Raw genomic sequence first — 26,335 nt, forward strand, 5'->3', positions numbered from 1 at the left:
CGTCAGCTATCTGCTGCACGAGTTCCTGTAGGTATTTCTCAACTTCTGGGGTTAATATCTTCCGTCTGTATTTCACCGACCAAACCATATGGTAGTTAATATTACACACGCAAGTTCTATAATGTATCAGATTTCCTTTCATACATATAGTATATCATATTGAAGTGTAATACGCAATTATTATTCGAACATATTTTCGTTTTTATTGTATGCCGGTTACGGCATTACCATCAAAGGATGAGAATTATTATACTATTTGCATTGTGCAGATATGCACACTCCTGCGCTTTCATCTCGGTAATTGAATTGCCGAGGATTCCCGCTTATTGTCCTAAAAGATGACCTTTACTGATAGAAAAGAATTTTATAGTAAAACCGATTGGTTCAGATGGGCTGCCGTGCCAATGTACGGCAGCCATCTGGCATCATTCTATCAGCCCTTTCGCTACCTCTTTCAGTTTCTTAGCCGACTCCACCAGCTTCTCCGCCTCTTCCTCACTCAATGCAATCGGCACATGCGTCTCCACACCCCCGATTCCCACGATCGCCGGCATACTCAGCGTGATGTCTTCGATGCCGTACTCCCCGTGCATCATCGCAGACACCGGCAGAATCGAGCGCTCATTGCGGACGATACACTCGCAGATACGTTTTACCGACATCGCAATTCCGTAATACGTCGCCTGTTTTTTCGAAATAATCTCGTAAGCACTGTTTTTGACCTTCTCCGCGATCGCGTCCATCGCCGCATCGTGGTTAAAATGCCCGCGCATCTCGCAGAAATCGTTCAGCGGAATGCCCGATACATTCGTACTGCTCCATGCCGCGATCTCGCTGTCCCCGTGCTCACCGATGATAAACGAATGTACACTCCGGCTGTCCACGCCCAGGTGTTCGCCCAGCGCATATTTAAGCCGTGCCGTGTCAAGCACCGTACCCGAACCGAGCACCCGGTTCTCCGGCAGCCCGCTCAGTTTCAATGCCACATACGTCAAAATATCTACCGGATTCGATACGATCAGCAGAATCCCGCCAAAATCGCGTTTTACAATCTCCGGGATGATACTCTGATAAATTGCCGTATTCTTCTGCACCAGGTCAAGCCGCGTCTCCCCCGGCTTCTGGTTCGCCCCCGCCGTGATAATGATGATCGCCGCATCCGCCGCATCGTCATAGGTACCTGCATAAATCTTCATCTGCCCCGCAAACGGAATCCCGTGCGCGATATCCTTCGCCTCGCCGTCCGCCTTTTCCATATTAACATCCAAAAGAACCAGCTCCGAAAACAACCGGCTCTGCATCAGTGTAAATGCCGTTGCTGAACCCACAAATCCGCACCCGATGACTGCCGCTTTTCTTGGATTTACCTCTCTGCTCATACGCTCATTTCTCCTTTTTTCTCCGGCTTATACTGCATGTCCATATTTCTAGCATCCACTCTCTGCATATGGACAAGCATGCCTCTAGTCTCTCCTGCCATTCATATGTATTGTGCCGCTTACAAGAAGGAGTATACATGCTTTGGGACATTTTTTCAGTTGTTTTAACAACGAAAATAGAAACTACAACACTTTCTGATCATCCGACGACAATGTGATCTACCAACAAAGAGGCGTTTCCATCATGTATTTTTCCGTACAGTCCCGCTGCTTCGATTCTGCCGAAATCTATTTTCACTTTGCATCACAACAGGCAGAGTTCTTCGTAACTATCTTATTTATGTAAAATTGAATAAAAACATGTAAAATCAACATTTTCATCGATAGACAAAAAAAGTCCCACGAAACTGCTACTTCCGGCAATCCCGTGGGATGTTTTCGTTTTTTTATTTCAAAGCTCTGCCACGCTCACATTCTGGCTACTCCAGCGCCTCCAGAAATTCCTCATGGTTCATGACTTTTCCAATCTTCGGGAAAATCCATTTTTCACAGAAATCCTGCTCTTCCTGCGTATCGGTCGCGGTGCAGTCGTTGATAACGATGACACGGTAGCCCTTATCATACGCCGAACGCGCCGATGACTCTACACACCAGTCGGTATGGAAACCAGTAAATGCTACATACTCGATCTCATTTGCCCGCAGATAATAGTCCAAACCAGTCGAATGGAACGCGTCTAGCGTTTTCTTGCCTTCAACCACCACATCACCCGGCTGCGGAGTCAATTCTTTGATAATCTCCGGTCCCGGTGTGCCGCGCAACCATGCGCCGGTTCCCCAGTCTGCTTCCATATCCATCTCGATTCCACGCAGACCCTCACACGCCGGACCACCCTTTTTCAGCTCTGGAAATCCCGGATCAAACGGATGGAACGGGCAGTAAAAGATTTTTGCCACCTGACCTCGCGCCTTCTCCAGTAAATCCTGAAGATTGGCGATGACATGACGCTCGGCGAGCTGCTCCTTGATGTGGGCGTACATCGTTCCGCCCTCGGACAAGAAGTCATTCTGCGGTTCAATCAAAACAATCGCAACTTTCTCTTTCGGAATCTTAATCTGTGCCATACACTTCTCCTTTCCTATTACATCGCATTCGGCAGGAATAATACAATCTGCGGAATGAAAATACAAATCAAATCGACAATAATGATCGCTGCCAAAAACCACATCGAACCGGCGAAAATCTCGTTGACTGTGATCCCCTCCATGCCATCCATTCCGTACAGGGACGATTTAACGGTAAATACGTTCATGCCAAACGGAGGCGTAATCATACCGGTTTCAATCGCAATGATCATAACCAGACCGAACCATACTAAGTCATAGCCTAAATCTGCCATAATCGGGCACATCAGAGGCGTCGTTAAAAGCAGAATCGAAGTAGAATCCAGGATACATCCCAGTACCATCAGAATCAGGATAAATAATAAAACGATTCCGATCGGCGGGATGCTGAAACCTTCTACCAGATCCCGGAGTACATTGATGACACCGCACATGGACAACGTCTTGGAATATGTGGATGCCGATACCAGAAGAATCAGGACGCTGCCGGAGGTTGAACCTGCCGATAAAAGCGTCTCCCAGAACTCCTTGCGGTTGAATCGCTTCCGGAAAATCACAATCAGGAAAGCGCCGAACGCACCGACTCCGCCTGCTTCCGTCGGAGTGAAGAATCCACACCAGATACCTCCGAGGGAGATGATAATCAGAAGAACAATCGGCCACGGACGCAGCACAATTTTCCAGAAATTTTCTTTTTCATACTCAGTCAGCTCCTCTACCTCCGGAATATAATCCGGTTTGATATGTGCGACCGTCAAAATGACGATGATAAATGCGATCGTCATCAGAATACCCGGCATAACCGCCGCCACAAACAACTTGCCGATCGATACGTCCGCCTGCGAGCCGTAGACAATCATCAGAAGACTCGGAGGAATCAACATACCTAAGATCGCAGAGCCAGAGATCGTTCCCAGCGCGATCTTACGGTTATATTTCAGACGAAGCATCTGCGGAAGTGCAATTTTCGTAAAAACAGCCGCTGACGCAACCGTAACACCTGTGATAGCTGCGAAAATCGCATTGGCGATAACCGTCGCGATTCCGACGCCGCCCCGGACTTTCTTTAATAAAAGGCTGGCTGAATCATACAAATCCTGGCTGGCGCCGGATAAGTTCGCCAGAAGTCCCATCAAGACAAACAGCGGAATAACGCCGAACATATACTGCCGGACCGCGCCCCACGCCGACTGGCTTAGCACGTTCATCGCTGTTGAAAAACGTCCCGTGAAAAGGAATACACTGAGCACACTGGTAAACATCAGGGATGTGCTCAGATGAACACCAAAGAAAATCAGCGCCAGCAAAAGAATCAGTGAAAGTGCTGCTACTGCTCCTGTACTCATTCTGCCTTCCCCCCTTCTGCAAAGCTTTTTCCTGTAACTAATTCATACGTATACTTTATAATCTGGTTGATAAATTCCAGAATCATCAGCGCGGAACCGAATATAATGGAAAAACGCCCCGGAACCGTTGTGATACGGACCGATCCGGCTATCTCCGCTTCATGAATCGAAATTGCATTTAACAGATTTCCCCAGCTTGCCCGGATAATAAATGCATACACCAAAACACCAATCAGCGCTGCTACAATATCGATCACATGTTTTCCCTTTACACCGACCTTATCATACAGCATAGTTGTCCGGACATGGGCTCCCTTAACTGCTACATACGGAATCTCCAGAAAACATATGATTAGCGCCTATTAGGAAAACACACTGTCAAAGGGGTTTGTAGCGGGGGTTAGCCCGCTACTGCGGTATCTTCCGTAGTGTTGATTTCAATGTACTCGGCAATCTTGCGGAGCTCGTCAGCAAATTTGAATTTCACGCTGATATTGCCGTTTTCATAGACCTTGATATAGTCCACAAGTTCAACCAAGATTTCACGGTTGAGGGCTTCAATGTTCTGATACTTCATAAAGGCTACCAGTGCAGGATGCTCGTTGTCCACACCGTTTGCCAGTTCTGCGCGTTCAGCGTTCAGCCGGGTAAGCACCGCGGAAATATCAGAAGTCTGCCGTTCATAGTCAGCCTTCATATCCCGGTATTCCTGCTGGGTGATTTCACCGTCTTTCCAGTCCTGATAAAGAGATTGCTTGTAGCGTGTTATCTTTGTCAGTTCCCGCTCTTTTGCAGCTATCAGATCGTCCAGTCGGTAAGACTGGCTTTTTTTGATTGGAGCGGAATTGATCTGCGTGACGATTTCCGAGTAGGAAACAGCCAAATGTACCTGATGCTGTACAGCGAACAAAACAGCAGCCTCCAGCCGTTCATGCTTGATTGAGTGCATGGTGCAGGCTGTCCGGGAACGGTTCTTGTAGGTTGAGCAAGAATAATATACATTGTTGTTCTTGCCAACGCATCGGGTAATGGCCCGCCCGCAATCGGCACATTTCAGAAAGCCGCTGAATAAATGTACCTCACGGCCTTTCGGGGAAGTACGGGTATCACGCTGTAAGAGAGCCTGTACCTTGTCGAAAGTTTCATAGTCGATAATGGCCTCATGCGTTCCAGCCACTTCCACCCATTCCTCGCGTGGAACAGCTTCAATCTGGTGTACCTTGTAGCTTTTCACCCGGCTTCGGCCTTGGGCTAAATCCCCGGTGTAGGTCGGATTGGTAAGAATGGAGTGGATCATGCGGACTCCCCACATAGGATCGTCATACCCTCTTGTCGAAACAGGCAAGCCCTTTTGTACCTTGTAAGCCGAGGGGCTCGGTACGCCGTGTTCGTTCAGGTACAGCGCGATAGCACGTTTTGATGACCCTTGAATAAGCATTGTAAAAATGAGTTTGACATTTTCAGCAGCATCTGGATCAACAATCAGCCTGTGCTTGTCCTTTGGGTGCTTTACATAGCCGTAAGGAGCAAATGCTCCGATATACTGGCCGTTGCGCCGTTTGTAATCAAATACCTGCCGGATCTTTTTGGAAGTCTGATAGCAGTAATTATCGTTCATCACGTTTGTAATGGGAACGATGATATTTGAAACGCTGTCGGGGTTCTTGTAGCTGTCCACATTCTCAGCAAGGCTGATAAAGCGAACACCCATTTGAACAAACAGGTTATCGATCAAACTTCCGGCATCGCTATAATTTCGTGCGAAGCGGGACAGGTCTTTTACTATAACGCAGTTGATTTTACCACTCATGACATCCGCCAAGAGCCGTTGAAAATCTTCACGGTTGGCGTCCGTTCCAGTATGACCATCATCCACATATTCCGTGATGCTTTCAAACTCGTCAATGTTGCGTCGGTAAAAATCGTTCAGTAGGTCACGCTGGTTCTTTACGCTGTTGCTATCGTCTTTTCCTTTTTTCAAATCTTCCTTTGAAAGCCGGATATAGATGCCCAGCCGCCAGCGGCGGATTGTGTAAGAGGGAGAGAAACTCTGCTGATACCCTCTGTTTTTTGCTCGTGCCATTGTTCCTCCTTCCCTATCACATTACACTTATATTATAACTCTGTCCGGGGAGGACAACAAGGATGCCTCCACTTCGGGACACTTTGTCTCGAAGAAGCAAAACGAGCTGTAACCGAAGTTACAGCCCGCTTTTTTGCCGGAGCAGGAAGTCCGTCAGTGTGTCCTGCAAGGACGGCCCGCTTTCCGCAAATTCAATCTTTACACCGATCCCACCGATGCAAAAGCAGTATGGATTTTCTACCGCCTGCAAAAACAGAGCGATCCGCTCCTCCCGGGGGAGAGAGGTGTCAAAGGCCATACCGCTCACATCCGGCAGGGACTCGGGAGCCACTGCGCCGATGTCAACGCTTTTCATTTGTTCCAGTTCCTTTGCCGTTAATCTCACGGTAAAACCTCCTTATCAAAAATAGGATACGCCTCCCGCATATCGTGGGGAAACGCAAGAGGGCAGCACCTAAACGATGCTGCCCTCTTGTCTCACTCCATGTAAGTATAAAATAGAGAACGCCGCTCCCATTTTCTTGCCCTGTCCAAAGACAACCATACTCAGAGCGGCGTTCCCTCGCAGATAAGAGGGCAGCTGGGGAGACAGGCGGCCAGCCTGTCCTATGCCGGATCGTGGCCGTGGCTTGGCCCAGCCCAGTTGCGGCGTTGGCGTTGTTCGCTCATTCTTCCAAAGAAAAAATCACAGCGCACCCGCCGTCCGGCTCCTCGGACTATGCCCGGGGCCGCCGCTGTTTATCTGCGGAAAGAAGAATATCTTCTTTCATAAACCGAGACATTTTTTTCATCATTTCCAAGTGGGGAAAATGAAAAAATCAAAAAGTTTTTTTCATGCGCTCAAGGCCACGCTTGATCGACTGGCGGACAGACTCCTCGTGTACGCCCTCGGCCTCGGCAATTTCCTTGATGCTCTTTCCGAGAATGATGTGGGCATCAATCCTGCGGCCCTGGATCTCCGGTAAAGAGTTGAGTGCGTTCCACAGACGGATGAACAGCTCCATGCGCTCCAGAAGCTCCTGGGGCGTTGGCTCATGCAGGCAGGCGGAATATTCGATCCCGTCATCGCAGTCCAGAGAATACTGCGCCTTATGCCGGGAGAGCCGCCGCTGGTAGGCCATTTCGTGCCGGGCATCGGACACAAATACTTCGGCTACCTCGTCAGAAACCTCGATAAACTGATCCTGTGTGTACCAATAATAAAAATCCTTCAGATTGATTGTAGTCATAAATAAACCTCCGTTTCGGTGTTGGGTGGATGAGTGACCGAAACGGGGCTCGGCGGGGAGCGGCACCCCGGGGAGCCGCCCCGCACCTCGGGACAATTTGTCTCGAAGTACAAAAAAGCGCCCGCACAGCAAGACGCTATGCAGACGCATGAAATTGCATTATCATAATTGTACTGATATATTGTACCTTCATAGCCAGACTGTCCCGGAGGGGGAGCTATGCTTTTTTTAGCTGGTGAAGGTCATGGGAATTGTGAGAAAGTAAGATGGACACGGCGACACCCTCCTATGGGCCGCCGTGGGGTTACTGAATATCCAAAGAGAAACGGCGGCTCTGAAAATTGAGCCGCCGTTTCAAATAGGCGTATTGATAGGCTGCTGTACGACGGCTTTTTTTCTTTTGCCGTCGTGCGGCAGTCTTTACTCTTGAATTACGCTACAAGTACCAGAACTGGAAAACGCTTATTTTTACTTCAGTTAGCTGGATCTTTCAAAGAAATCGCATACACCGTATTGATCTGTAATGGATAGCTCTCTGCAATGTTACCATCGTAATAGACAATGACTTCATCACCAATGTTGAAATCAACCATGTCATCTTTGTTCTCTGCATCCAAAGAAACATCGCAATATGCTCCGTAAGGGTAAGCGTCTGTCTGGATGGAAATAAGTATGGAGTTGTTATAAACTTCTTCCACAACGCCGGTAATGCTGGACTCATTCTTTATGATGTCGTCCATAGAACGCCCACAGCCAACAAGACTTAATACACAAAACAATGTTAAAATGAGTGATAGAATCTTTTTCATACAGGTCACCTCCGTCTTTTGCCATCGCTCGGCTGATTATGAAAGCAGAAATTATTCCTGCGAGGTGTAATCTTCTCCAATAGGATTATTCTTTAGCATGAGTGATTGTGCATCTGTTTCAGATATTTCTTTAATTTCTGAAATTTGATGGTTGCCATCCCTTGAAATAGTAACACATACTCCATTTTCTTCATCAGTGTAAACAACAGCCTGTTCACTGTCCAATAATATCTTAATTCTCTGATTATTATAATACCAACCGCCGCTCTGCTCGTTGTAGGTAATGCCATAGTCTGCATAGTCTTTAAGCCAAAGTTGGGGAGTAGATTCTCCCTTTTGTACAGTAATCAATGATGTATCAGTGGGATTAAAGTTATTATGCTTTTGGGTATGACGGTCATAATTTTCTTTGGAACACTCTTTAATACCAACAAGGTTATTTTCTTCGTCCCGGTCTGCCTCAATATCCACCGTTCCAGAAAAGAAATTCGTGAAACTCGCTCCAGCTATGGGGTCATTAAAAAATCTCACTACATTCCCATTATAGGTAAAATAATAATTCTCCTGATCATAGCTCAAGCCGTAAGGTTCATATATGGAGTAGTCCACACTTCCACCAGGCAGTTCTGCTGTAGTAGAATCGTTCGCCGCATTTTCCGTATCAGAAACGGTTTGTGCCTGATAGGAAACATTTTTCGTAGTGTTGTTATCGGAAGGAATATTCACTGATGAACTACACCCAGCTACCCCCCCCACAAGCAATGCACTTCCGAGAGCTAATGTAAGTAGTTTTTTTGTGCTCATAAAATAAACACCATCCTTTCTTTGAATATATATAAAGGATACCACTACCTTTTGTGATACATTTGGGATTAGTTTGTGATTTATGTGTAGTTGAAAAGCGGCGGGTTGATTACCCACCGCTTTTCCATATCTTTCAAATTATAAAAGAGAACTTTACCCCAGCTTGCGTATTGCAAACCGTACATTCACTTCCATACTGGTGTAGTATTTCCTGCACAATATACAGTCCAAGTCCACTTCCTCCAGTCTTTCGGCTTCTTGACTGCTCCACGCGATAGAACGCATCAAACAATCTGGGAATACTATTTTCTGGTATATGCACCCCTGCATTTTCAACAGAAAATACTATCTGCTCATGTTTCATAAGTACGGAAATCCAAATATCCGCTCTTTGTGGGGAATACTTGATTGCGTTTCCAATTAGATTTGAAAAAACCTTTTCTACCAACATCTTATTTCCGTTTATGAAAGCAGATGGCAGTATATCAAGGTGTATTTGTAAATCTTTTTCTGCAATCAAATCCGCTGTTTCGTTCAGATAGGCTTTGATAATTTGCACACAATCCAAGTGGTCTTTCTTGAAATCGGCCCCCGCAGTTTCTAACCGCGAAATTGTCAATATATCTTGCACCATTGTTTCAAGCGTGTTTGTAATTTCCAGCGACCTTGTCAAGTATCTTTCATGGTCTTTATAGGGTCCAATACCAAGGAGCATGCCCTCTAATTGCCCTTTGATAATCGTGATAGGCGTTTTCAATTCGTGAGACACCGCTGAAAAGAAATTCGTGCGAGCTTGTTCTAATGCCTTTTCATGTTCTATATCAAGTTCCAGTTTTCTATTTGCTGCCTGTAAGTCATTCAAAGTTACATTGAGCTTCTGCGATAAATAGTTAAGGCTCTTTGCCAATATTCCCAGTTCGTCAGTCCGTTGTTCATCTAATTGCCATTCAAATTGTAATTCGGACATTTCTTTAGAAATACGGCTTATTTTCAGTACGGGTTTAGTAATAAGGTGTGAAAAAATCCAACCAGTAACCAGTGATACGCAAAACACTATAAATGCAAGTAACGGAAACACTTTTTGAAATGCTCTTTGCAGTTCTGCTACTTGCCCCGCCGCTCCATAAACAACTAAAGTGTAGTTTGTATTTTTGCCAAGAAATGAAACCGTATAACTATTGGATATAATAGGTGCATTATTATCTTCATTTCCCCAAGCCTTTGTTTCTATAACAACATCATTATCAGCACTTCGTTCCGTTGGAAGATTTATTCTATTACCATTTTCTTCAAACAGTTCCATTCGGTCTACATTCTGATAATCAAGAAAGTTATCAAAAATACCCCCTGTTTCTTCCATGGGCATTTGCGATATTTCTGAAATGAATATTTTTGTTTGTTCATCTAATGTTGCATTAAGGGTATTAGAATATGTTTTCGGGGTGTACCAAGCTAAAATCAAGTAAACCAGAAAGCTCACCCCTGTCAATAGGATAGCAGTAGTGATAAAAACTTTTATAAACAGACTGCCTTTAATTTTCTTTATCAACTTTATATCCCACCCCTCTGATCGTTTGAATGAAATCTATCCCCAGCTTCTTGCGTAAGTTTTTGATATGGGTATCAACAACTCGCTCATCCCCATAAAAATCAAATCGCCACAGCTTATATAATAAGTTCTGGCGGGTCAATATCCGGCCTTGATGGGTCAGCAGTTCCCGCAATATTTCAAACTCTTTTTGCGTCAGTTCAAAATCAGATCCATCCACGGTGGCGGCATAACTATCACAGTTCAAAAGTAAATTGCCATAAGTGATGATTTGAGGCTTTTCATCTTCTCCCCGCTTGCTACGCCGAAGTACAGCTGCAATTTTGCGAAGTAAGATTGGCATAGAAAAAGGCTTTGTAATATAGTCATCCACCTGCAAATCCAATCCCCTGATTTGATCTTCCTCACCGCTCAATGCAGTCAGCATAATAATGGGAACATCCGATTGCTTTCGTATCAACTCACAGACACCATAACCGTCAATTTTGGGAAGCAAAATGTCCAATATAATCAAGTCATATCGTTGCCCCGAAAACAAAGATAGTGCCTCGATGCCATCATTTGCAGTAGCCACTTCATATCCTGCTTCTTGCAAAAAATTCTGTAAAAGTTCTTGAATATCAAAATCGTCCTCAACGACTAAAATCCTTTGCATAATAACACCTCCAAAGATAGCGTATCATAGATTTTTGTGATTAAAGTGTAGTTTTCAAATTTTCTTTCTGTTATTATACCTTGTCCGTGTAACATCGGCAACCTTGCCGACGGGCAATAAAATACTACCAAAACATAAAATTGTGTTTCGTTCTCATAGTCAAACCCGAAATGTAAAATAATATAGGGGTGATATGAGAATGTACCAAGACACCAGACGGCTTGACTTCCACGCATTAGGCCGGGAGATCAAGCGCAAGAGAGAGGCGAAAGGCTGGACACAGGAATACCTTGCACAGCTCGTAGACCGTACCCCTCGTTCCATCATGTATTTTGAGAACCGGGGCCAGCATCCAAGCCTGAACACCTTTTACCAAATCGTCACCCTGTTGGATATTTCCGTAGACCAGTTCTTTTATCCTGACAGGCAGAACGGCGAAAGCGACTGCCGCCAACATATTGACAGGCTGCTCAATACAATGGACGAAAAGGAATTGACGGTCATGGAGGCCACAGCAGAGGGACTACAAAAAGCCAGAGAAACGGAGGTCAAGTAAAAAGGGCCTCGTTTTTCTCGTTTTTAGGGGGCTTTTCGGGGGTGCCGCTAAATGGCAAGCAATTCGGGTGTGGCCACACTCCGAAATTTTTGCAGGGCGCAGGGCCCGCAAAAATGCTTGTTGGGGAGCTCCCCAAACCCGCTGTACTTCGGGACAAATTGTCCCAAAGTTCCGGTGCGCTGCACCGTAGTCTGCGGCCCGTCACTATCGTTCCTGGGCCTTATTTTCACGCTCGTCTGTTATGCCGAGCAGATGATCAATGTTCGCTTTTATTGCCACGGCCTCCCGCATTTGCCGCTGGGCCTCCCGGTATTCTGCATAAAGTTCTTTTTTCTGTCCCGCCAGCTCACGGCGGGATTTTTTTAGTGCTTCAATCTTAGGGAGCTTTGCGCCGTTCAGTATGGTGTTCATGGTATCTTTTGCCGCCCGGTAAGTGGCAAGCTCTGCTTCATGCTGGGCCAGATACTTTTTGCTGTACCGCGCAGCCTTGTACCCATCGAATACCGGGCGGGTCTTGGCATAGTCCACCGTGGCAGCCATCAGCTCCGAGGTTTTGGAAAGAGCCTCCTCCGTTGTGCGGAGCTCGTCAGACAGCTTGTGAAAGTGATCCACCGCAGCCTCGGTGCTGGCCGTCAGTGCCGCATAGTCTGTCAGATGATGCTCCTGCAAATACTGGAGCGCGGCGGCCATTTGTTTTAGGTTGTAGACCTTGGCCCATCGTTCATAGGCCGGGCCCTTGCCCTGGGCCATACGCTCTTGAATGTCGATGATGAGATTAACTCGCCGTGGCGGAACCGTGGGCTCCTCGGGCAGTTCGGGGAGTGGACGTTCCCCGGCAATTACCGCCTTGATGTCCTCCGGGTCAAATCCAACTCCAAGTGTAGAAGCCCGGAGCCGGGTCGGTTTTTCCTGCCCGGGTGCAAGGAATGAGATGACACCGCCCCGCCCATGTTTCACCGCAAAGCCGGACTCCTCCATGAGACGAAGAAAGTCGGCAAAGTCCGTGGGCTTTTTCTCCAAAGCGGCGAGAACAGCCAGCCGCACCCGCTGCTTGGCAGAGGGTGGCTTTTCTCCGATCCACTGGCCATAGTGAAGAAAGCGGCCCTTGCTGTGCTGGCGCGGATTTTGAATGACAGACAATTCATGTTCAATGCACACGCGGTCAGAGAGCCGCCGCAGGGCAAAGGACGAACCAATAAAATTATGAAATTTCCGGGAGCGGTCAAAGGCCGTTGCATTAAAATAAATGTGATTGTGGATATGGGCCTTATCGGTATGCGTACAGACGAAGAACTGATACTTTCCCTTTGTCCAGCGCATCGCCGTTTCATAACCGATACGGTTTGCTTCTTCCGCCGTAACCTCCCCGGGCAGAAACGCCTGCCGGATCTGAAAGAACAGTGCCCCGCGAGATACGGCCCGGCCTGTCTCTGCAAGGTATTGACTTTTTACCAGAAGAAACTCGGCGGGAGCCGTGTTCGGATCGCAGAGATAAGAAGATACGGCTCCCAGCTTTTCCGGGTTCAGGCCATAGGTGAAACGATCCTCCATCGTTTGAATTGCACTTTTTCCCGCCGCTGTTTTATAAGGGCGGATGTAGGTGGTCGCCGTAAAAATCCCTCCTTCCGGCAAACAGTATTTTTGCTTTGGGACACTTTGTCCCGAAGTAGAAAAAGCCGGGGAGCGGTATCAACCACTCCCCGGATGGGTCAGAGCTCTACCAGCGCGGAGAGCTGTTTCAAGAGATCAGACAGCGGCTCCCACAAAGCGGCATAGTCCCGCTGCAAGGCCGCGAGTTCTTCGGGATAAATCGCGCCGTAGGTGTTGGCTTGAATTGCCACTTGGTTCAGATTGTTGGAGCAGCGCCGCTGGAGCGAAACCAGCTCACGAACAGGCGAAAGGTCAACATGAAGCACATACCCACTCAGGGCCATTTTCCGCATATAGGCTCCCATATTACGGATGCCAGCCTCCGCCATACGTTCTTGAATCAGAGCCTGCTCCGCCTCCGACACCATCACATGAAGATGGATCGGACGGCGGCGTTTCTTTGTCATCGCTCCTCACGCTCCCGGCTGCGGCAGGCGCGGGGCGGCTCCTTTACCTTATCCAGCGGCTTTTCCTGTTCGTCTGCCGGAACAGGGTGCGGCAAATGAAATTCACGGTGCAGGCGCAGCACCTCCAGTACAGACAATTCCTGTTCACGTTTCTTTTCCATATACGCACCTCCTTATCTATCGCCACGGTCAGGCTGCCTCCGTTGGGGAGCCGGAGCCTCCGAGCCGCGATCTGCCTCCGCCAACTTTGCCGCATTTTTCATCTGCTCGGCAATCGGACGGGGCCTGTCGGGATTATCAGGCGCAGGACGCAGCTCATAGTCGGATGCCTGTTTTTCCGTTAGCGGGCGGGTATAGGTAAGATAGCCCCAAGCCAAGAACGAGCCATTTTCCACCGGGATGCGCTGATCGTAATTGAAGATTTCATCCGGCTTGTTATAAGGCGGCTTCGGGAATGTCCCGATGTCCACAGGCCGCTGGGTCGAATAATACTTGTAAAGGCCGGGAGCCTCGGTCTGCCTGATCCCGACGTTATAAATACGCTGATAGTCCTGCACCCGGTCTGTGAAATCCTGTTCCATCGCGGTGCGGTCATTTCCATAGTGACCCCATTCATACTGCCGCTGGCCGTCCTTGTCATCATAGCAGGCCCATGTGACATAGCGGGATGGCGCGGTGGGATGTTCGCCCAATGCAAATCCTCGTCCATTTTCCAGCATGACCGCCTTCAAAATAGCATAGCCTTGATTTTTGTCCATAGTACACCTCCCATCATCGAGACATTTCTTTATTTTCTCTTTTCACAAACGGCTGGAGCTGATAGGGGCTTGTACCGTCCTCGGGTCGCAGAAAGTCTATCCGGGCCGCAGCACGGATAGCGTTCTGGTTAAGCTGCCGCTGCCATGCCCCTTGGCTGGGAGCCCACTTAAAGCCGTTGCTTTTCAGTTCCTGCCGCTGATCGGCATCGGGCTTTTCCTCGAAAATAAGCTGCAAACGGTTTTCAGCCTCGTTGATTTTGGCCTTGCCTCCGGGGAATGTCCAGCCAGCAAACTCGGAGCGGCTGCTCAGTTCCTCAATGCGCTGTCGTACACGGCGGATGTTGGCGTTGTTGTTGGAAAGCAGATAGGCGGGATACGGCTTGCTTTTATCCAAGTGCCATGACTGCGCCATATCTGCTTTGAGCTTTTCTGCCTGCTCCGGCGTAAGCTCCGGGCAGCCGTCCAGCGTTTTGTGTTTCCGAAAATACGCATTGACCGCCTTCATGGTGGCCTGCTGGGACTCCAGCCCCTCCAGCTTTTTTGTCAGCTTTTCCACGGCCAGATCATCGTCTGCGCTGATCCCGCCCATACCAACAGAGCGGATTTTATCAAGCAGCTTTGAAATCTCCGCATACTCTCCATAGTTGCGATCCCGGGCGGCGTTCTGCTTGTGCTTTTTTGCCACAGGGAAATTACCGCCCCCAGAGATCAGAATAGAGGGCACCCGGGCATCAATCACATTGCGTTCATTCAGATTTTCCGCAAGTTTCCGGGCATAGCGATCCACCAGAGCGTCAATCTTATCGTGGTACATGGGATCGACACGCGCTTTCTGGCGTTCCGCCGCTGCATACGCTTCATCGACCATTGCCCGGTAGCCCGCCGTAGCGGAGCCCGGCTGATAGTCAGAAAAGCTGTTCATATCTTTTGCCCGCTTTGCGGCTTCTTCATTGATCGGATAATATTTCGGCATAGTACCTCCTTCCACAAAAGCCGGAACTTTGGGACAATTTGTCCCAAAGTTCCGGCAGCTAAAATGTTGACAGTATCTCACGGAAACAGGGGCGGACGTAGAAACATACGCCTCCCGCAGAAAAGGGCCTTAAAAAGCCTTGTCACAGGCGGGTTTGGGGTGTCCTAATTGTCAACACATCAGCCCCGCTTTTTTCGCATATATTCCCGCTGCTGTCTGCGGTGTGCCGCCTTTGCACAGGCCGCCGAACAATAGGTTTGCCGTCCATCAGGAGCCACGGCTCTGCCACATACCGGGCAAGCCTTGAAATCCGGCCTTGGCCCCTCTGTCAGCAACGCAGCCTCCAGCGCCGGATCAAGGGGCAGAACTGCCTCGCGGAAGTAGCGGCAATAAGCCCCCGTCCAGCATTTCCCAAACATATAGCACTCGCAATCCAGCGGCAGGCAGCCGCAGTCCCGGTCATAGTTGGCATACCATTTTGACACCAGCCTGCGGATTGCCGCTTTTTCTGTCCGGGTCAGTTCTCGGCCCACAGCATCACCTCCCGTTGCCCGGTGGTTTGAGCTGCTCCCGGTAGCAGAACACGCAGCCGATCCCGCGCCAGTAAGGGCAGCCGTCACAACGGGAGCCCTTCGGCGGCAGGCTGGGCGGCACACCCTTAAAGTAGCTTTTTTCTTTCATAAATCCCTCATAGGGGTTGTTGGTAAATCTCATTCATTATCCTCGCTTTCGGTATCGTCCTCGTCCCAAGGCGGCCCATCGTCCTCGGAATCGTCATAATCAGCCAGTTCCTCACTGTAATCTTCTTCGGGTACAGCAGCTTTTTCGTGCTTCGGGCGGTAGATTTTCAAGTACCAGCCTGCACCGCCGCCCAGAACAGCCACTGCCAAAATCAGCAGAAGCGTCCCGGTATTACTTTTCTGCTGGGGCTCGGGTTCCGGCTCCTCCGCAGGTTCCGTCACCGGAGCGGGTTCGGGAGCTGTGCCAGCACACTCGGTCATGTTGACCGCGCAGACCTCGCAATCCGTATGGATGGCTCCGGGCGCACATTTTTCTGTGCAGGAGCAGGCCGGAAGTTCTCCGCCAGCGGCCTCCAGTGCTGCCAGCAGATCGGCTTCATCCACCATGTTCAAAAAGTAGGTGTGATACTGTTCGCCGTCCTCGTCCACAGGCTTGTCATAGTCAATGACAATGTAAAAGGTGTTGCCGCCGCTGGTTTCCACCGTGATGAACTGTTTGTTGGTTGCAGCATCGTAGAGCAGATCGCAGGTCACAAGGTTTCCATCCTCCGAAAAGCCCTCGCCCGGGTTAATGGTAGGCGCTGGCTCCGGGGTCGGAGTTTCTTCCACAACAGGCGGTTCCTCATTCCCGCCGTCCGAATAGGCATAGGCCGGGATTGCAAAGCCGCATAAAAGAACGGCGGAGCAAAGCCCCGCCGCCAACATACGAAAGTGTTTCATATTCAGTTTTCCTCCTTTTCTTCTTCGGACTTCGGGACACTTTGTCCCAAAGTACCTCCGTCCTTCAGCTTTTCAAACAGCAGCGGGAGCTCCGTAAGGGAAATGCTCATACCGCGCACAATGTCCACGATCTCGCTGTTTTCCGCCTCCAGCTTTTTCTGCTCCAGCTCCTTGAGCCGGGCCTGCTGTTCACTGATTTTGGCCTTGACCTTATCAATCTCGGCCTGAATTTTCATGCTTTTGGTAGTTGCCATTTCAAAACCTCCTGTCACGGTAAACGCCCGTAGGCGTAAAAATGAGATTGCCAGTAGCTTGTATTCAAATTTGCGTAGCCGATGGGATCTCCGCAATGCAGCATTTTTCCATCACCGACATAAATCCCGCAATGGCTCACGCCCGGCGTGTCATAGGTGCCTTTGAAGAACACCAGATCACCGGGTTTGGGAGAACTGGTCGGCGTACAGATGTTATAGAGCCCCTGGGCTCCCAGCCTGCCCACATTCCAGCCGGAGTGATTGATGACCCACGAAACGTACCCCGAGCAATCAAAGGAAGTGGCAGGAGAACTGCCGCCCCACACATAGGGATAGCCGATATATTTCTGCGCCTCGGCAAGCATCGCGGCAAAGGTTTCATCGTCCAGATATTCTCCGGGCACTTCGTAATCACCGGGTTTCCCGGTAATGTACTTGTTCACATAGGGAGAATCCGGAAACAGGTCAGGACGGTTTCCCAGCGTTGCCATATAGATGGCATACCGGGAAAGCTGATCCTCACCCATAACGTATACAGGCACATGGGACAAATCAAAATTTTCCAGCGTGACCGTACAGATGTAATAATCGTAAGGCACCTGATAGGTGTCCGTATGGGAGTTGCCATCCTCGTCCGTCCATGTGTCGGTTTCCGTGCGATACCGGGTTTCCACCACTACATCCTCCGTGAGAATATACTGGCGGTCAAACAGCATTTGCAGCGTTCCCTGTACTTCGTCTATTGTCCATTGCCCCTCATGGAGCGCACACAAAAGAGAAAGCAGCACATAGGGGTCATGTTCGATTTCGTCCAGATCGAAGTGGTATTCGTCATAGTCATGGGTGCTTTCATAGGTGTCCAGATAATGCTGCAAATCATCTTCCAGCGCACAGTAGGCAGCTTCGGCGCCAGCATATCCCGATCCTCGCAAGGATAGGTGCTGGCCCCTAATGCACCGGCCCCGGCGTTCCCCAGCATAAGCATGGTAGAGGAACAGGACTGCATAGCAAACAGGAGTAACACACAGAGCACCGCAACCACGGCACCTGCGGGATGACTTTTGACAAATTCCACTGCCCGGGCGGTCAGGTGTTCTGCGGCTGTGGCAGTTTTCCCAGCCGCAGCCGCGCCCTGCTTTGCAGCCTCCTTTGCCTGCTTGCGGTATTGCCTGCGAAGCCGTTGCTTTTGCCAGTAGCGGGTAAGGGCATTTTTCGTCAGCTCCGGGTGCTCCTGTGCGGCGGTGTGAAAATGGTAGTCCGCCGTGTATTTGGTATAGCGGGCCTCGGCCTTGCGTACCACTTTTGCCGGATGTTCCCGGACTTTACGGCGCACAAAGCGGGAGCCGTGCCGCAGCGCGGTTTCTCCCACAAGCTCAGAACGGTGTGCGCCTTCTGTGCCGACATTTTCCTGTTCCACTTCAAAAATCTTGCCATGCACGAAGCTGTGAACGGAACCACTGGCAACACGGCCTATGCGTTTTACCGGGCCAGGCTTTTTCGGCGGCTTTTGCTTTGCCAGCTTCTCCCGGGCCTGTTCCAGCTTTTCGCCTTGGGACTCCATACGGAGCTTTGCCGCCGCAGCCTGTTCCTGCTGGCTCTTTTTGCGGAACTTGGACTTTGGGACACTTTGTCCCGAAGTGTCGGAAGCCTCCGGCCCGGGCTGCTCCCCGTCAGGGGCGTGGGCGGTCTGCGACCAAGCCTCCTCCTTGGCCTTATTCGTTTTTCGTTTCATTCTTCATATCCTCCGGGCGGGTAGTCAGCAGGTCATAGATTTCTCCGCGAGGGAACCGATCCACAAACGGGATGGTCACATTTCCATAGAACAACAGGCCCTCGCCGGAATTGCTGTGTGTGATATAGGAAAGCTGGTGCTCGGAAATGCCGAGCTGTTTTGCCAGAATGGTGCGGTCACTCTGCGCCTGCGAAAGCAGAATCATAAAATCCGTGTTGTCCAGAATGTTCTCAATTTCCCGGCTGGCCAAAAGGTCTTTGACGTTCTGCGTCAAAGCAGACGGCACACATCCTTTTTTACGCAGCATTTTCCAGACTGCCACAAAGTAGCTGGCTGTCAGCGGATCGCGGAGCAGGATATGAAACTCGTCAAAGTAGCACCAAGTCGCCGCACCCTCGTGGAAGTTCTGATCCACCGCCTGCGAAACAAACTCATTTGTGATGTGCATTGCAATCTTTCTAAGGTTTTCGCCCATGTTTTTCAGAACGATGCACACCACACGGCTGTCCGTCTTGACGTTGGTAGGATGGTTAAAGAGATTGAGGGAGCCTGTGCAATAAAGCTCTAAGGCAGTTGCCACGCGCCGGGCTTCGGGCTCCGGCTGGCGTAAGAGCTCTTCGTACAAATCCTGCAACAGCGGTGTTTTTGCAGTTTCCAGTCCGAGCGCCTGTTCCCGGTACACCAAACGCACACAGCGGTCAATGACCGTCTTTTCAATGGGCTGCAAGCCTTCCTTGCCGCCGACCACCAGCTCGCATAGGGACAAAAGAAAATCCGCCTTCATGGAAAGCGGGCTTTCTCCGGCGGCCATATTGAGCTCCACATCCATCGGATTGAGGTGGTGCGGGCTGTCCGGGGCAATCTCGATCACCTGGCCGCCCAGCCTTCGCACCAGCGGAGCGTATTCGCCCATCGGGTCAACCACGATGATCCGATCCTGCGGGATGGTGAGAAACACATTCAAGAGCTCACGCTTTGCAGCAAAGCTCTTGCCGGAGCCCGTAGAACCCAAATACATCCCGTTTGCCGACTTCAGCTTTTTGCGGTCAGCCATGATGACATTGTGAGAAAGTGCGTTCATGCCATAGTAGAGGGCCTGCCCCGCCATGCGGAGCTCCCTTGTCATAAAGGGGATAAAGATGGCTGTGGAGCTGGTTGTCATACCGCGCTGGATTTCTACCTCGTTGTAACCAAGGGCCAGCGAAGAAACAAATCCCTGTTCCTGTTGCCAGTCCAGACGGCGCAGAGCGCAGTTGTATTTCTGCGCGATGCCGCCCACGGTAAACACATCGTTTTCCAGCCGCTGGCGAGTAGGGGCAAGGTTTACCACCGTAAAGGTCAGCAGAAACATTCGCTCATTGCGGGATTGCAAATCAGCCAAAAGCTCCGCTGCGTCCTTGCTGAATGTGATCAGGTCAGGGGGAAGAATATCCGGGTCATAGCCGGAGCGCACAGCCTTTCTCTGTTCCTCTACTTTCATTTTTCCGATGTCCGAGATTTTCCCCTTGATGGTCTTGATTGCCTTGAGCTGATCCACGGTCTGAATGTGCATGGTCACAGTCATTTCTGCATCCAGCTCCAAGATTTCCGCCAGCAGCTTATCCGAAAGCTCTGATGCCATAATCTGCAAGTAGGACACCGCGCCCCAATACTGGCCGATACGGAATGTTCGGGACTGGCGGAAGTCGAGACTGTCCGGGGCAATAAAGTCTTTTGTGCCGAGCCCGGTCTGCGGGATGTCTTTCCACGAAAAGCGGAACGCCTCGCGGCTCCCCGGATGCATCTGGCTATGAAGCAGCGCAAGGCGGGCCCGCCCGTCCATAGGCTCCGAGGGAACGCCCAGCCGCTTAAAGTTTCCCATGACATCAGCCTCCACACGCTCCAGACGGGGCCGTGCCTCCGCAATCCCCTCGGCGGGTATGCCAAAGGTGATGTATTTTGAGCGTTCAATGCCGTTATTGCTTTTGGCAATCTGATTTTTCAGCATCCCGGTAAACTCGTCCCGGACGCTGTTATAGTTGTCATCCGCTTTCGGGATATTGACCTGATAGCGGATGCGGGAATGAGAACGGCGGTTGATAAAGGAAAGCTGGAACGGCAGCGAACTGTCAAAGTGGTTGAGGAATGAGCTCCATCCGCTGAATATGGCGGTCTGATCCTCGGTGGATGCCACGGAGTAATTGATGTCCTCATATTCCACGGTTTTTGTATAGAGCCCGCCCGGGAGCTTGCACACACCGTCCGGGTGCATGGACAGATACGGGATTGTCTGCTGAGCAGACAGGGTCGCCCGGCCTTTACCCTTGGCGGCGGCTCCGTTTTTCTTCTTTGTGTTTTTCAATCACATCCTCCTTTCCAGCGCCCGGCCCGGCAAAGGGCGCATAAATGTTTTCGGTTCGGTAGGCCCTGATCCCCGGCCTTAGAAACTTGGCCCGGATGATGTTTCGCACAACCTTTTCAAAGGGCAAGCCGTCCTTTTCATACATCGCCAGCAGGAACGCCGGGAGCATAATTCCCAGCATGAGAAACATCGCCCCGGTATTGCCGAGGGTGCCACGGGTCAGCAGATAGGCCGGAATCCCCACCGCGCCCGCGCTGCCGAAGCAGACAAGCTGGCGGCGGGTGAGGTTGAAAGCCATCTTTGTTTTGATTTTGGATAAATCGTTTGGTACGTTTACATAGGGCATAGATCACACTCCTTTCTGCACTTCGGGACAATGTGTCCCAAAGTCCGGGATGGTTGGTGTTACTTCATTCCCCCATACAGCCCAGCCGGGCGGGGTCTGCCTGGCAAAGAGCTCCACGCGGGGCAAATCGCCCATCAGGGAAATAATTTTGTCGCGGGCCTCGTCCGGCTTTTTGCTGTGGGCCTCAATCGGGGAAACGATAAATTGATGAATGTTGGCAGCCTGCCGCTTCGGGTGGCCCTTGGTTGCCAGCAGGCAGATTTCTGCATTGCCCCTTGTCCAGAAGCCAAGGCCGTAAAACCAGCTATCCGCCTTCTTGTTCTTTTTCAGCCAGACGAAAGCAACGCTTTTGTAGGTGAAGCCCCAAGCCTCGATCAGCCGGAGCGCCTCCGGGAGCTGCGGGAAAGTGGCCCATAAAAAGAGTGCGCTGTCCGGGGCTGCAAGATCAGCCACAGGCAACGCACATAACTCCTCAATGCTCATAGTGGGATAATGGTTTTCCGCCGCGCCCTGTACTTTCTTAGCCGAGTAGCGCCAAGGGGGATCGGCGTAAATGATAGAATACTGCTGGATAATTACACTCCTTTCTCGCCAGAACTTTTTACTGCCTGCGCCGCACGAATACGCTCACTGGCTGCGGCATAAAAGGCCGGGGCCGTTTCAAAGCATACAAAGCGACGTTCTGTGTTGATAGCTGCAATCGCGGTTGTGCCGGAGCCCGCGCAAATGTCCGCGACCAATTCGCCGGGGCGGGTATAGGTGCGGATCAGATACTCACAAAGCTCCACGGGCTTCTGTGTGGGATGGATGCCGCCGGACACTGTAGGCACAAATAGTACATTTCCGGGATAGCGGCGGCCATCGTTGGACTCTGAGCCCTGCCGTTCAAATTTCCCATAGTTAGAGCTTGTACCGCTTCGGGAATGAACACGGTATATGGCTTGCCGTAAGTAAACTGTGGATTGTAGACCGGGGACTTCTGGTAAAACACCAAGATGTTCTCGGACTTCTTCAGTGGAGCCCGGTTTGCATTGAGAAAGCCCGTTCCGCGCTCTTTGTACCAAATCCACTCATAGCGGAGCATGGCGAGGTTGGATGCGCCCAGCACCTTGTCAAAGGGACACTGTGCGAAAAACAGCACTGCGCCATTCGGTTTGACCGCCCATTTCACCGCCTCCCACAGCTCCGGGAGCGGCAGGGGCACATCCCAATAATTCCGGGTTGTGCCGTAAGGCGGATCAGTCAACAGCATATCCACGCTATGTTTGGGCAGGGAGCGCAGACCCTCAATGCCATCAATGAGAAACAAACCCTCCTTCGGGACACTTTGTCCCAAAGTGCGGCTATCGGTCATTACGGGCCTCCTTTTCCTTGGCAGGCGCAGGCCGGGCAGCGTTTTCTTTTCCCGCTTGCTTTGCAGCCTCGGCCATCTGCTCCTTGATCGGGGCAGGCCGTATCGCCTGAGCCCGCGCAACAAGCTGTTCCACCGCCGCATGATACGCTTCCACACCAGCCGTGTTAATCCGTTCCTGTGTGGCGCGGTCAGGAATCCGAACCGTAGCCCGGTATCCCGTCCGGCTGGCAGGATCGGGTTTAGAGGGAGCTCCGAGAAAAATTCCGTTTTTCCCGTCCACAACCTTAAAATCGTCGATGACCACACCGCCAAAATTGACGCTGGCGAAGCCGATCAGTTTTCCCTGCGGCTCAATCGGGCGGACAGATACCGTGATCGGAACAACCGCCTCCTGCAAGATGGCATCCGTCCGCATTTTTACTGCCTCGTCAATGCTAACGCCCTTGACTTCCGCAAGCTCCGCGATGGGAGCATCAAACAGCCAGCGCCGTTCCTCCGCAGCAATCTGCTCCGGGGTCAGCAATACATCGTCCTTCTTACTCAGATAAAATTCCTCCTTTCCGCTTGCCGGAGCAGGCTGGGCGGGATCGTCCATCAGCTCTTTCCTTTGCAGGACGGCCTCTGTTTCCACCATAAAGCGGTAAGCGTCCGCTTCAGTAAACTCCTCCGGCGTTTTTCCATTCCATAAGCGCGTTCCATCCGCCCCGTATCTTCTCGGCATAAGCACCTCCTCCTGTTAATGAGCGCCAAAGATACGCTGGGCAATGCTCCCGGTCTTAAAGAGCATGAAGCAAAGCAAAACCGTGTAGCCCACAGTTCCCCAAATCGCCCCGATGGGATCGCCGCTTGTTGCGATGCCTTGAATGAGCACCGCGTAAATTGCAACACATACAAGAATCAGCAGCCCTTGAAAGCCCACGGCAAACAGGGACTTGATGTAGTTTTGCCCGGTGCTGCCAAGCTCCCGGTTGGAAAGCGTAGCAACGGGGATGGGGGCCAGACTGGTCAGCAGATAGATTTCCAGCATCCTGCCATACACCAAAACGAAAATGATAATCCCCATCGCCTTCATCGTGAAGCCAATGAGCGCAGATTGCAGCCAAAGCCCCAAAAGCGGCCCCAAGTCCATCGCCTCCAGCGAGGTTTCCAGTTCGGCAAGCATATCCGCCGAAACATCGGTAGAGCCTTGAATCAGCCCGCCTGCCTGCGCGATAACGCTCTGCGACACATCGAACACAGCCATGACGATATTGAATGTATTTGACAGGATTAAAATTGCACAGGCTGTTTTGAACATCCATTTATAGAGGTTCGCAACGTCAACCTCGTGCATATTGTTCTTTTCCAAAAGCATCTGTATGAGCTCATAAGTGGCAACAAAGGTCAGCACCATTCCGGCAATCGGCAGGATCACCGTTTCGGAAAGCTGTCGGATCAGGGAGAAAACCCCGGCGTGCCACGCCGCCGGGGTAGTCCCTACCTGTGCCGCAATCTCTCCGACTTGGGTATTGACAGTATCAAAAAGACCTTCAAGGTTCCCCATGATCCCGCCAATCAGAAGCTCTTTGAGCCAGTTTGTGAGCCAGTCGGTGAGAAAATCCATAAGCGCCTACCTTAAAACAGGCCAGACAGCAGAGGGATCAGCGTGGTGCCAATGAGGATGATGCCGCCACCCGCCATGAGCTGTTTTATCCCCAATTAGGTGTAAAACTCTGCTCGATGGTGGGCGGCGGCGTACAAAAAATCTATATGGTGTTTTTAAGAAAATCGTCCCGGCGGGACAGGTCAGGCAGTGACCTGTTCCACCTCCGGGATGGGTTTGAGATTAAAATGAATTTCGATAGAAATGTGTCTTGTTTTATCTTCGTCAATGCGCTCATGCACGACGATTTCTTTGATTAAGCGGTTAAGGGTGGCTGCGTCCAACTCTGTGATGTTGGCGTATTCCTGAATGGCTTCCACCCATTGTTTTGCATCATTGGCAAGCTGGACTTCATCGGACAGCCGCTTTCTGCCCTCGGATACTCTGGTTTTAAGCTCCGTCTGCTCGGTCTGTGTCTTTTCCAGCATGGTGTTAAAGTTCTGCTCACTGATACGCCCTGCAATCATATCCTCATAAAGCCGCATTACCATTTTGTCCAGAACCTCAATCCGTTCCTCGTCCCTTGTAAGGGAGCGTTCCATTGCTTCCCGCTGTTCCCGCTGCTCGGCTTCACAGGTATTGGTCAGGCGGTCAGCAACCGCTTCTCCGTCCATCAGGCAGCTCTGGCACATTCCCGGATTTTCCGCAGTACATGGCTGTAAAGGGTGTCATAGTCAATCCGGTGCTGGGTGCAGTGGTTCTTTCCAAAGGCATTGTAGGTCTTGCAGGAGTAAATCTGCTGGGGATGTTTTGCGTTTGTGTAGCGTATCGTCAGTGACTTCCCACACTCGCCGCATTTTATCAGTCCGGCAAACAGGCTGATTTCATTGGTCTGCCCCGGACGCTGGCGGGATTTCAGCTTGTTCTGCACAATGTCAAAGCTCATGCGGTCAATCAGCGGTTCATGCTGTTCCTCCACTACAATCCAGTCCTCCGGCTTCTTTTCCCCAATCGTGCCGATTTTGAAGCGGTAGTCTTTTTTCTGGGAAGCAATCGCCCCGGTGTAGACGGGATTCACCAAAAGGTCTTTGATAACGGAGAAGTCCCACATATACCGCCCGTTTTCCGGGTCTTTCTTTTCCCATTTGGTGCGGGTATTGCGAAGCCCCCGTTCCCGGTTCCACCATGTGGGGCAGGGGATTTTTTCTTCTTCCAGCCGTCTGCGGATATAGTTCGGACCATGACCGTTCAGGGCATATCCGAAAATCAGCCGCACAATCGGGGCGGTTTCCTCGTCAATGAGCAGATGGTTTTTGTCCTCCGGGTCTTTCCGATACCCAAACGGGGCAAGACACCCGGTAAACTGTCCTTTCTGCGCTTTCAGAAGATAAGAGGAATGGACTTTCTTTGAAATATCCTTGCTGTACATCTCGTTCAGGATATTCTTGAACGGGGCAATATCGTTGTTATCCCGCAGGGTGTCGATACCGTCATTCATGGCGATATAGCGGACACCGTTTCTTGGGAAAAAGTCCTCAATCAAATGCCCGGTTTGCAGATAATTACGCCCCAGTCGGCTGAGGTCTTTCGTGATGACAAGGTTGATCTGTTTCCGCTCAATGGCTTTTAACATCCTCTGTAAGTCAGGACGCTCCATGTTAAGACCTGTAAAGCCATCGTCCTGATAGACTGCCACAACCTCCCATCCCTGCTTTTCGCAGTATTTTTCCAGCATATCACGCTGGTTTGCGATACTGGCACTTTCGCCTTGCAGGTCATCGTCCTTTGACAGCCTGCAATAGACCGCTGCACGATAGCCCCCGGCAAGTGCCTTTCCGATTGTTCTGTATTCCATTTCGTTCATCATAGCCATTTACCCACACAATCCAGACGGTATCTGGCTCTTTTGAACCTCATCTTCATTATAGCCTATATCTTTCTTTT

Annotated in this window: 27 protein-coding genes and 4 pseudogenes; 1 reads left to right on the forward strand and 30 read right to left on the reverse strand. The window is 50.5% G+C overall.

All coding sequences use genetic code 11. The features are described 5' to 3' along the window. The 12 genes from DWZ16_RS14445 to DWZ16_RS14500 form a co-directional block, all read right to left on the reverse strand. The coding region (locus DWZ16_RS14445; protein ID WP_182427300.1) for a transposase at positions 1 to 142 on the reverse strand (142 nt) is incomplete at its 3' end. A 283-nt stretch (positions 143 to 425) separates the two neighbouring features. After that, positions 426 to 1,379 carry an L-lactate dehydrogenase gene (locus tag DWZ16_RS14450; RefSeq protein WP_022359991.1) on the reverse strand — a complete coding sequence of 318 codons (954 nt, stop codon included), beginning with the start codon at positions 1,377 to 1,379 and terminating at the stop codon, positions 426 to 428. 479 nt (positions 1,380 to 1,858) lie between these two features. Next, positions 1,859 to 2,503: a cysteine hydrolase family protein gene (locus DWZ16_RS14455; protein ID WP_022359990.1), complete on the reverse strand. Its 645-nt coding sequence runs from the start codon at positions 2,501 to 2,503 to the stop codon at positions 1,859 to 1,861. Between the two features lie 17 nt (positions 2,504 to 2,520). After that, positions 2,521 to 3,849 (reverse strand): TRAP transporter large permease, encoded by a 1,329-nt coding sequence (locus tag DWZ16_RS14460; protein WP_022359989.1) that lies wholly within the window; start codon positions 3,847 to 3,849, stop codon positions 2,521 to 2,523. After that, a complete protein-coding gene (locus tag DWZ16_RS14465) occupies positions 3,846 to 4,202 on the reverse strand; it encodes a TRAP transporter small permease (RefSeq protein ID WP_118523107.1) in 357 nt (118 codons plus the stop codon). The genes DWZ16_RS14460 and DWZ16_RS14465 overlap by 4 nt, the downstream gene beginning before the upstream one ends. A gap of 47 nt (positions 4,203 to 4,249) precedes the next feature. Beyond that, a complete protein-coding gene (locus DWZ16_RS14470) occupies positions 4,250 to 5,932 on the reverse strand; it encodes a recombinase family protein (RefSeq protein WP_014080196.1) in 1,683 nt (560 codons plus the stop codon). 118 nt (positions 5,933 to 6,050) lie between these two features. Continuing rightward, on the reverse strand, positions 6,051 to 6,317 hold the full coding sequence (locus tag DWZ16_RS14475; protein ID WP_054328128.1) for a DUF6870 family protein: 267 nt from the start codon (positions 6,315 to 6,317) through the stop codon (positions 6,051 to 6,053). A gap of 433 nt (positions 6,318 to 6,750) precedes the next feature. Next, positions 6,751 to 7,161 (reverse strand): RNA polymerase sigma factor, encoded by a 411-nt coding sequence (locus DWZ16_RS14480; protein ID WP_117465015.1) that lies wholly within the window; start codon positions 7,159 to 7,161, stop codon positions 6,751 to 6,753. Between the two features lie 473 nt (positions 7,162 to 7,634). Beyond that, positions 7,635 to 7,970, reverse strand: a complete 336-nt coding sequence (locus DWZ16_RS14485; protein WP_117500201.1) for a DUF3221 domain-containing protein — start codon at positions 7,968 to 7,970, stop codon at positions 7,635 to 7,637. A 51-nt stretch (positions 7,971 to 8,021) separates the two neighbouring features. Continuing rightward, positions 8,022 to 8,774: a hypothetical protein gene (locus tag DWZ16_RS14490; protein WP_147353431.1), complete on the reverse strand. Its 753-nt coding sequence runs from the start codon at positions 8,772 to 8,774 to the stop codon at positions 8,022 to 8,024. Between the two features lie 133 nt (positions 8,775 to 8,907). Then, on the reverse strand, positions 8,908 to 10,323 hold the full coding sequence (locus tag DWZ16_RS14495) for a sensor histidine kinase (RefSeq protein ID WP_117465012.1): 1,416 nt from the start codon (positions 10,321 to 10,323) through the stop codon (positions 8,908 to 8,910). Beyond that, positions 10,307 to 10,978 (reverse strand): response regulator transcription factor, encoded by a 672-nt coding sequence (locus tag DWZ16_RS14500; protein ID WP_118523109.1) that lies wholly within the window; start codon positions 10,976 to 10,978, stop codon positions 10,307 to 10,309. Before DWZ16_RS14500 ends, DWZ16_RS14495 begins: the two co-directional genes overlap by 17 nt. A gap of 199 nt (positions 10,979 to 11,177) precedes the next feature. On the opposite strand from DWZ16_RS14500, the gene DWZ16_RS14505 reads away from it, so the two are divergent. Beyond that, positions 11,178 to 11,534: a helix-turn-helix transcriptional regulator gene (locus DWZ16_RS14505; protein ID WP_025579572.1), complete on the forward strand. Its 357-nt coding sequence runs from the start codon at positions 11,178 to 11,180 to the stop codon at positions 11,532 to 11,534. A gap of 204 nt (positions 11,535 to 11,738) precedes the next feature. Here the strand turns inward: DWZ16_RS14505 and DWZ16_RS14510 are convergent, their stop codons facing one another. From DWZ16_RS14510 to DWZ16_RS14585, 18 genes and pseudogenes are all read right to left on the reverse strand, one after another. Further along, positions 11,739 to 13,085, reverse strand: a complete 1,347-nt coding sequence (locus DWZ16_RS14510) for a relaxase/mobilization nuclease domain-containing protein (protein WP_182427381.1) — start codon at positions 13,083 to 13,085, stop codon at positions 11,739 to 11,741. 158 nt (positions 13,086 to 13,243) lie between these two features. Next, positions 13,244 to 13,591, reverse strand: coding sequence for a plasmid mobilization protein (mobC, locus tag DWZ16_RS14515; RefSeq protein ID WP_118523111.1), 348 nt, complete (start codon positions 13,589 to 13,591; stop codon positions 13,244 to 13,246). Then, positions 13,588 to 13,752, reverse strand: a complete 165-nt coding sequence (locus DWZ16_RS15605; RefSeq protein ID WP_014080207.1) for a hypothetical protein — start codon at positions 13,750 to 13,752, stop codon at positions 13,588 to 13,590. Before DWZ16_RS15605 ends, mobC begins: the two co-directional genes overlap by 4 nt. A gap of 12 nt (positions 13,753 to 13,764) precedes the next feature. Continuing rightward, complete coding sequence (locus DWZ16_RS14520; RefSeq protein WP_003020359.1) at positions 13,765 to 14,349, reverse strand: hypothetical protein; 585 nt, start codon at positions 14,347 to 14,349, stop codon at positions 13,765 to 13,767. A gap of 13 nt (positions 14,350 to 14,362) precedes the next feature. Next, positions 14,363 to 15,322 carry a hypothetical protein gene (locus DWZ16_RS14525; protein ID WP_118523112.1) on the reverse strand — a complete coding sequence of 320 codons (960 nt, stop codon included), beginning with the start codon at positions 15,320 to 15,322 and terminating at the stop codon, positions 14,363 to 14,365. A gap of 179 nt (positions 15,323 to 15,501) precedes the next feature. Continuing rightward, positions 15,502 to 15,855 carry a cysteine-rich VLP domain-containing protein gene (locus DWZ16_RS14530; protein ID WP_118523113.1) on the reverse strand — a complete coding sequence of 118 codons (354 nt, stop codon included), beginning with the start codon at positions 15,853 to 15,855 and terminating at the stop codon, positions 15,502 to 15,504. 4 nt (positions 15,856 to 15,859) lie between these two features. Further along, positions 15,860 to 16,036 carry a hypothetical protein gene (locus tag DWZ16_RS15610; RefSeq protein WP_014080211.1) on the reverse strand — a complete coding sequence of 59 codons (177 nt, stop codon included), beginning with the start codon at positions 16,034 to 16,036 and terminating at the stop codon, positions 15,860 to 15,862. Next, entirely contained in the window at positions 16,033 to 16,782 is a 750-nt protein-coding gene (locus DWZ16_RS14535; protein WP_118523114.1) for a DUF4366 domain-containing protein, read from the reverse strand. The genes DWZ16_RS15610 and DWZ16_RS14535 overlap by 4 nt, the downstream gene beginning before the upstream one ends. Before the next feature lie 2 nt (positions 16,783 to 16,784). Then, positions 16,785 to 17,036, reverse strand: a complete 252-nt coding sequence (locus DWZ16_RS14540; protein ID WP_015563850.1) for a DUF4315 family protein — start codon at positions 17,034 to 17,036, stop codon at positions 16,785 to 16,787. A gap of 14 nt (positions 17,037 to 17,050) precedes the next feature. Then, a pseudogene (locus tag DWZ16_RS14545) lies at positions 17,051 to 18,768 on the reverse strand (C40 family peptidase). Continuing rightward, complete coding sequence (locus DWZ16_RS14550; protein WP_118523117.1) at positions 18,749 to 21,019, reverse strand: VirB4-like conjugal transfer ATPase, CD1110 family; 2,271 nt, start codon at positions 21,017 to 21,019, stop codon at positions 18,749 to 18,751. Before DWZ16_RS14550 ends, DWZ16_RS14545 begins: the two are co-directional and overlap by 20 nt. Positions 21,020 to 21,065: 46 nt before the next feature. Then, complete coding sequence (locus DWZ16_RS14555) at positions 21,066 to 21,455, reverse strand: PrgI family protein (protein ID WP_118523115.1); 390 nt, start codon at positions 21,453 to 21,455, stop codon at positions 21,066 to 21,068. Between the two features lie 3 nt (positions 21,456 to 21,458). Next, the gene (locus DWZ16_RS14560) at positions 21,459 to 22,013 is read right to left on the reverse strand and encodes an MT-A70 family methyltransferase (protein WP_117485093.1); all 555 of its coding nucleotides are present in this window, start codon (positions 22,011 to 22,013) and stop codon (positions 21,459 to 21,461) included. Positions 22,014 to 22,030: 17 nt separating this feature from the next. Beyond that, positions 22,031 to 22,809: pseudogene (locus DWZ16_RS14565) on the reverse strand (site-specific DNA-methyltransferase). Next, positions 22,799 to 23,530, reverse strand: a complete 732-nt coding sequence (locus tag DWZ16_RS14570; RefSeq protein ID WP_118523116.1) for a septation protein SpoVG family protein — start codon at positions 23,528 to 23,530, stop codon at positions 22,799 to 22,801. The pseudogene DWZ16_RS14565 and the gene DWZ16_RS14570 overlap by 11 nt, the downstream one beginning before the upstream one ends. A gap of 15 nt (positions 23,531 to 23,545) precedes the next feature. Continuing rightward, complete coding sequence (locus DWZ16_RS14575; RefSeq protein WP_014080220.1) at positions 23,546 to 24,412, reverse strand: VirB6/TrbL-like conjugal transfer protein, CD1112 family; 867 nt, start codon at positions 24,410 to 24,412, stop codon at positions 23,546 to 23,548. A gap of 11 nt (positions 24,413 to 24,423) precedes the next feature. Next, positions 24,424 to 24,504 (reverse strand): annotated as a pseudogene (locus DWZ16_RS14580) (Maff2 family protein); the annotation flags it as partial. A gap of 90 nt (positions 24,505 to 24,594) precedes the next feature. Beyond that, positions 24,595 to 26,264, reverse strand: a pseudogene (locus DWZ16_RS14585) (recombinase family protein). Positions 26,265 to 26,335 lie beyond the last annotated feature (71 nt).

It is taken from the genome of Clostridium sp. AF29-8BH (assembly GCF_003478145.1).
Taxonomy (GTDB): Bacteria; Bacillota; Clostridia; order Lachnospirales; family Lachnospiraceae; genus Otoolea; species Otoolea fessa.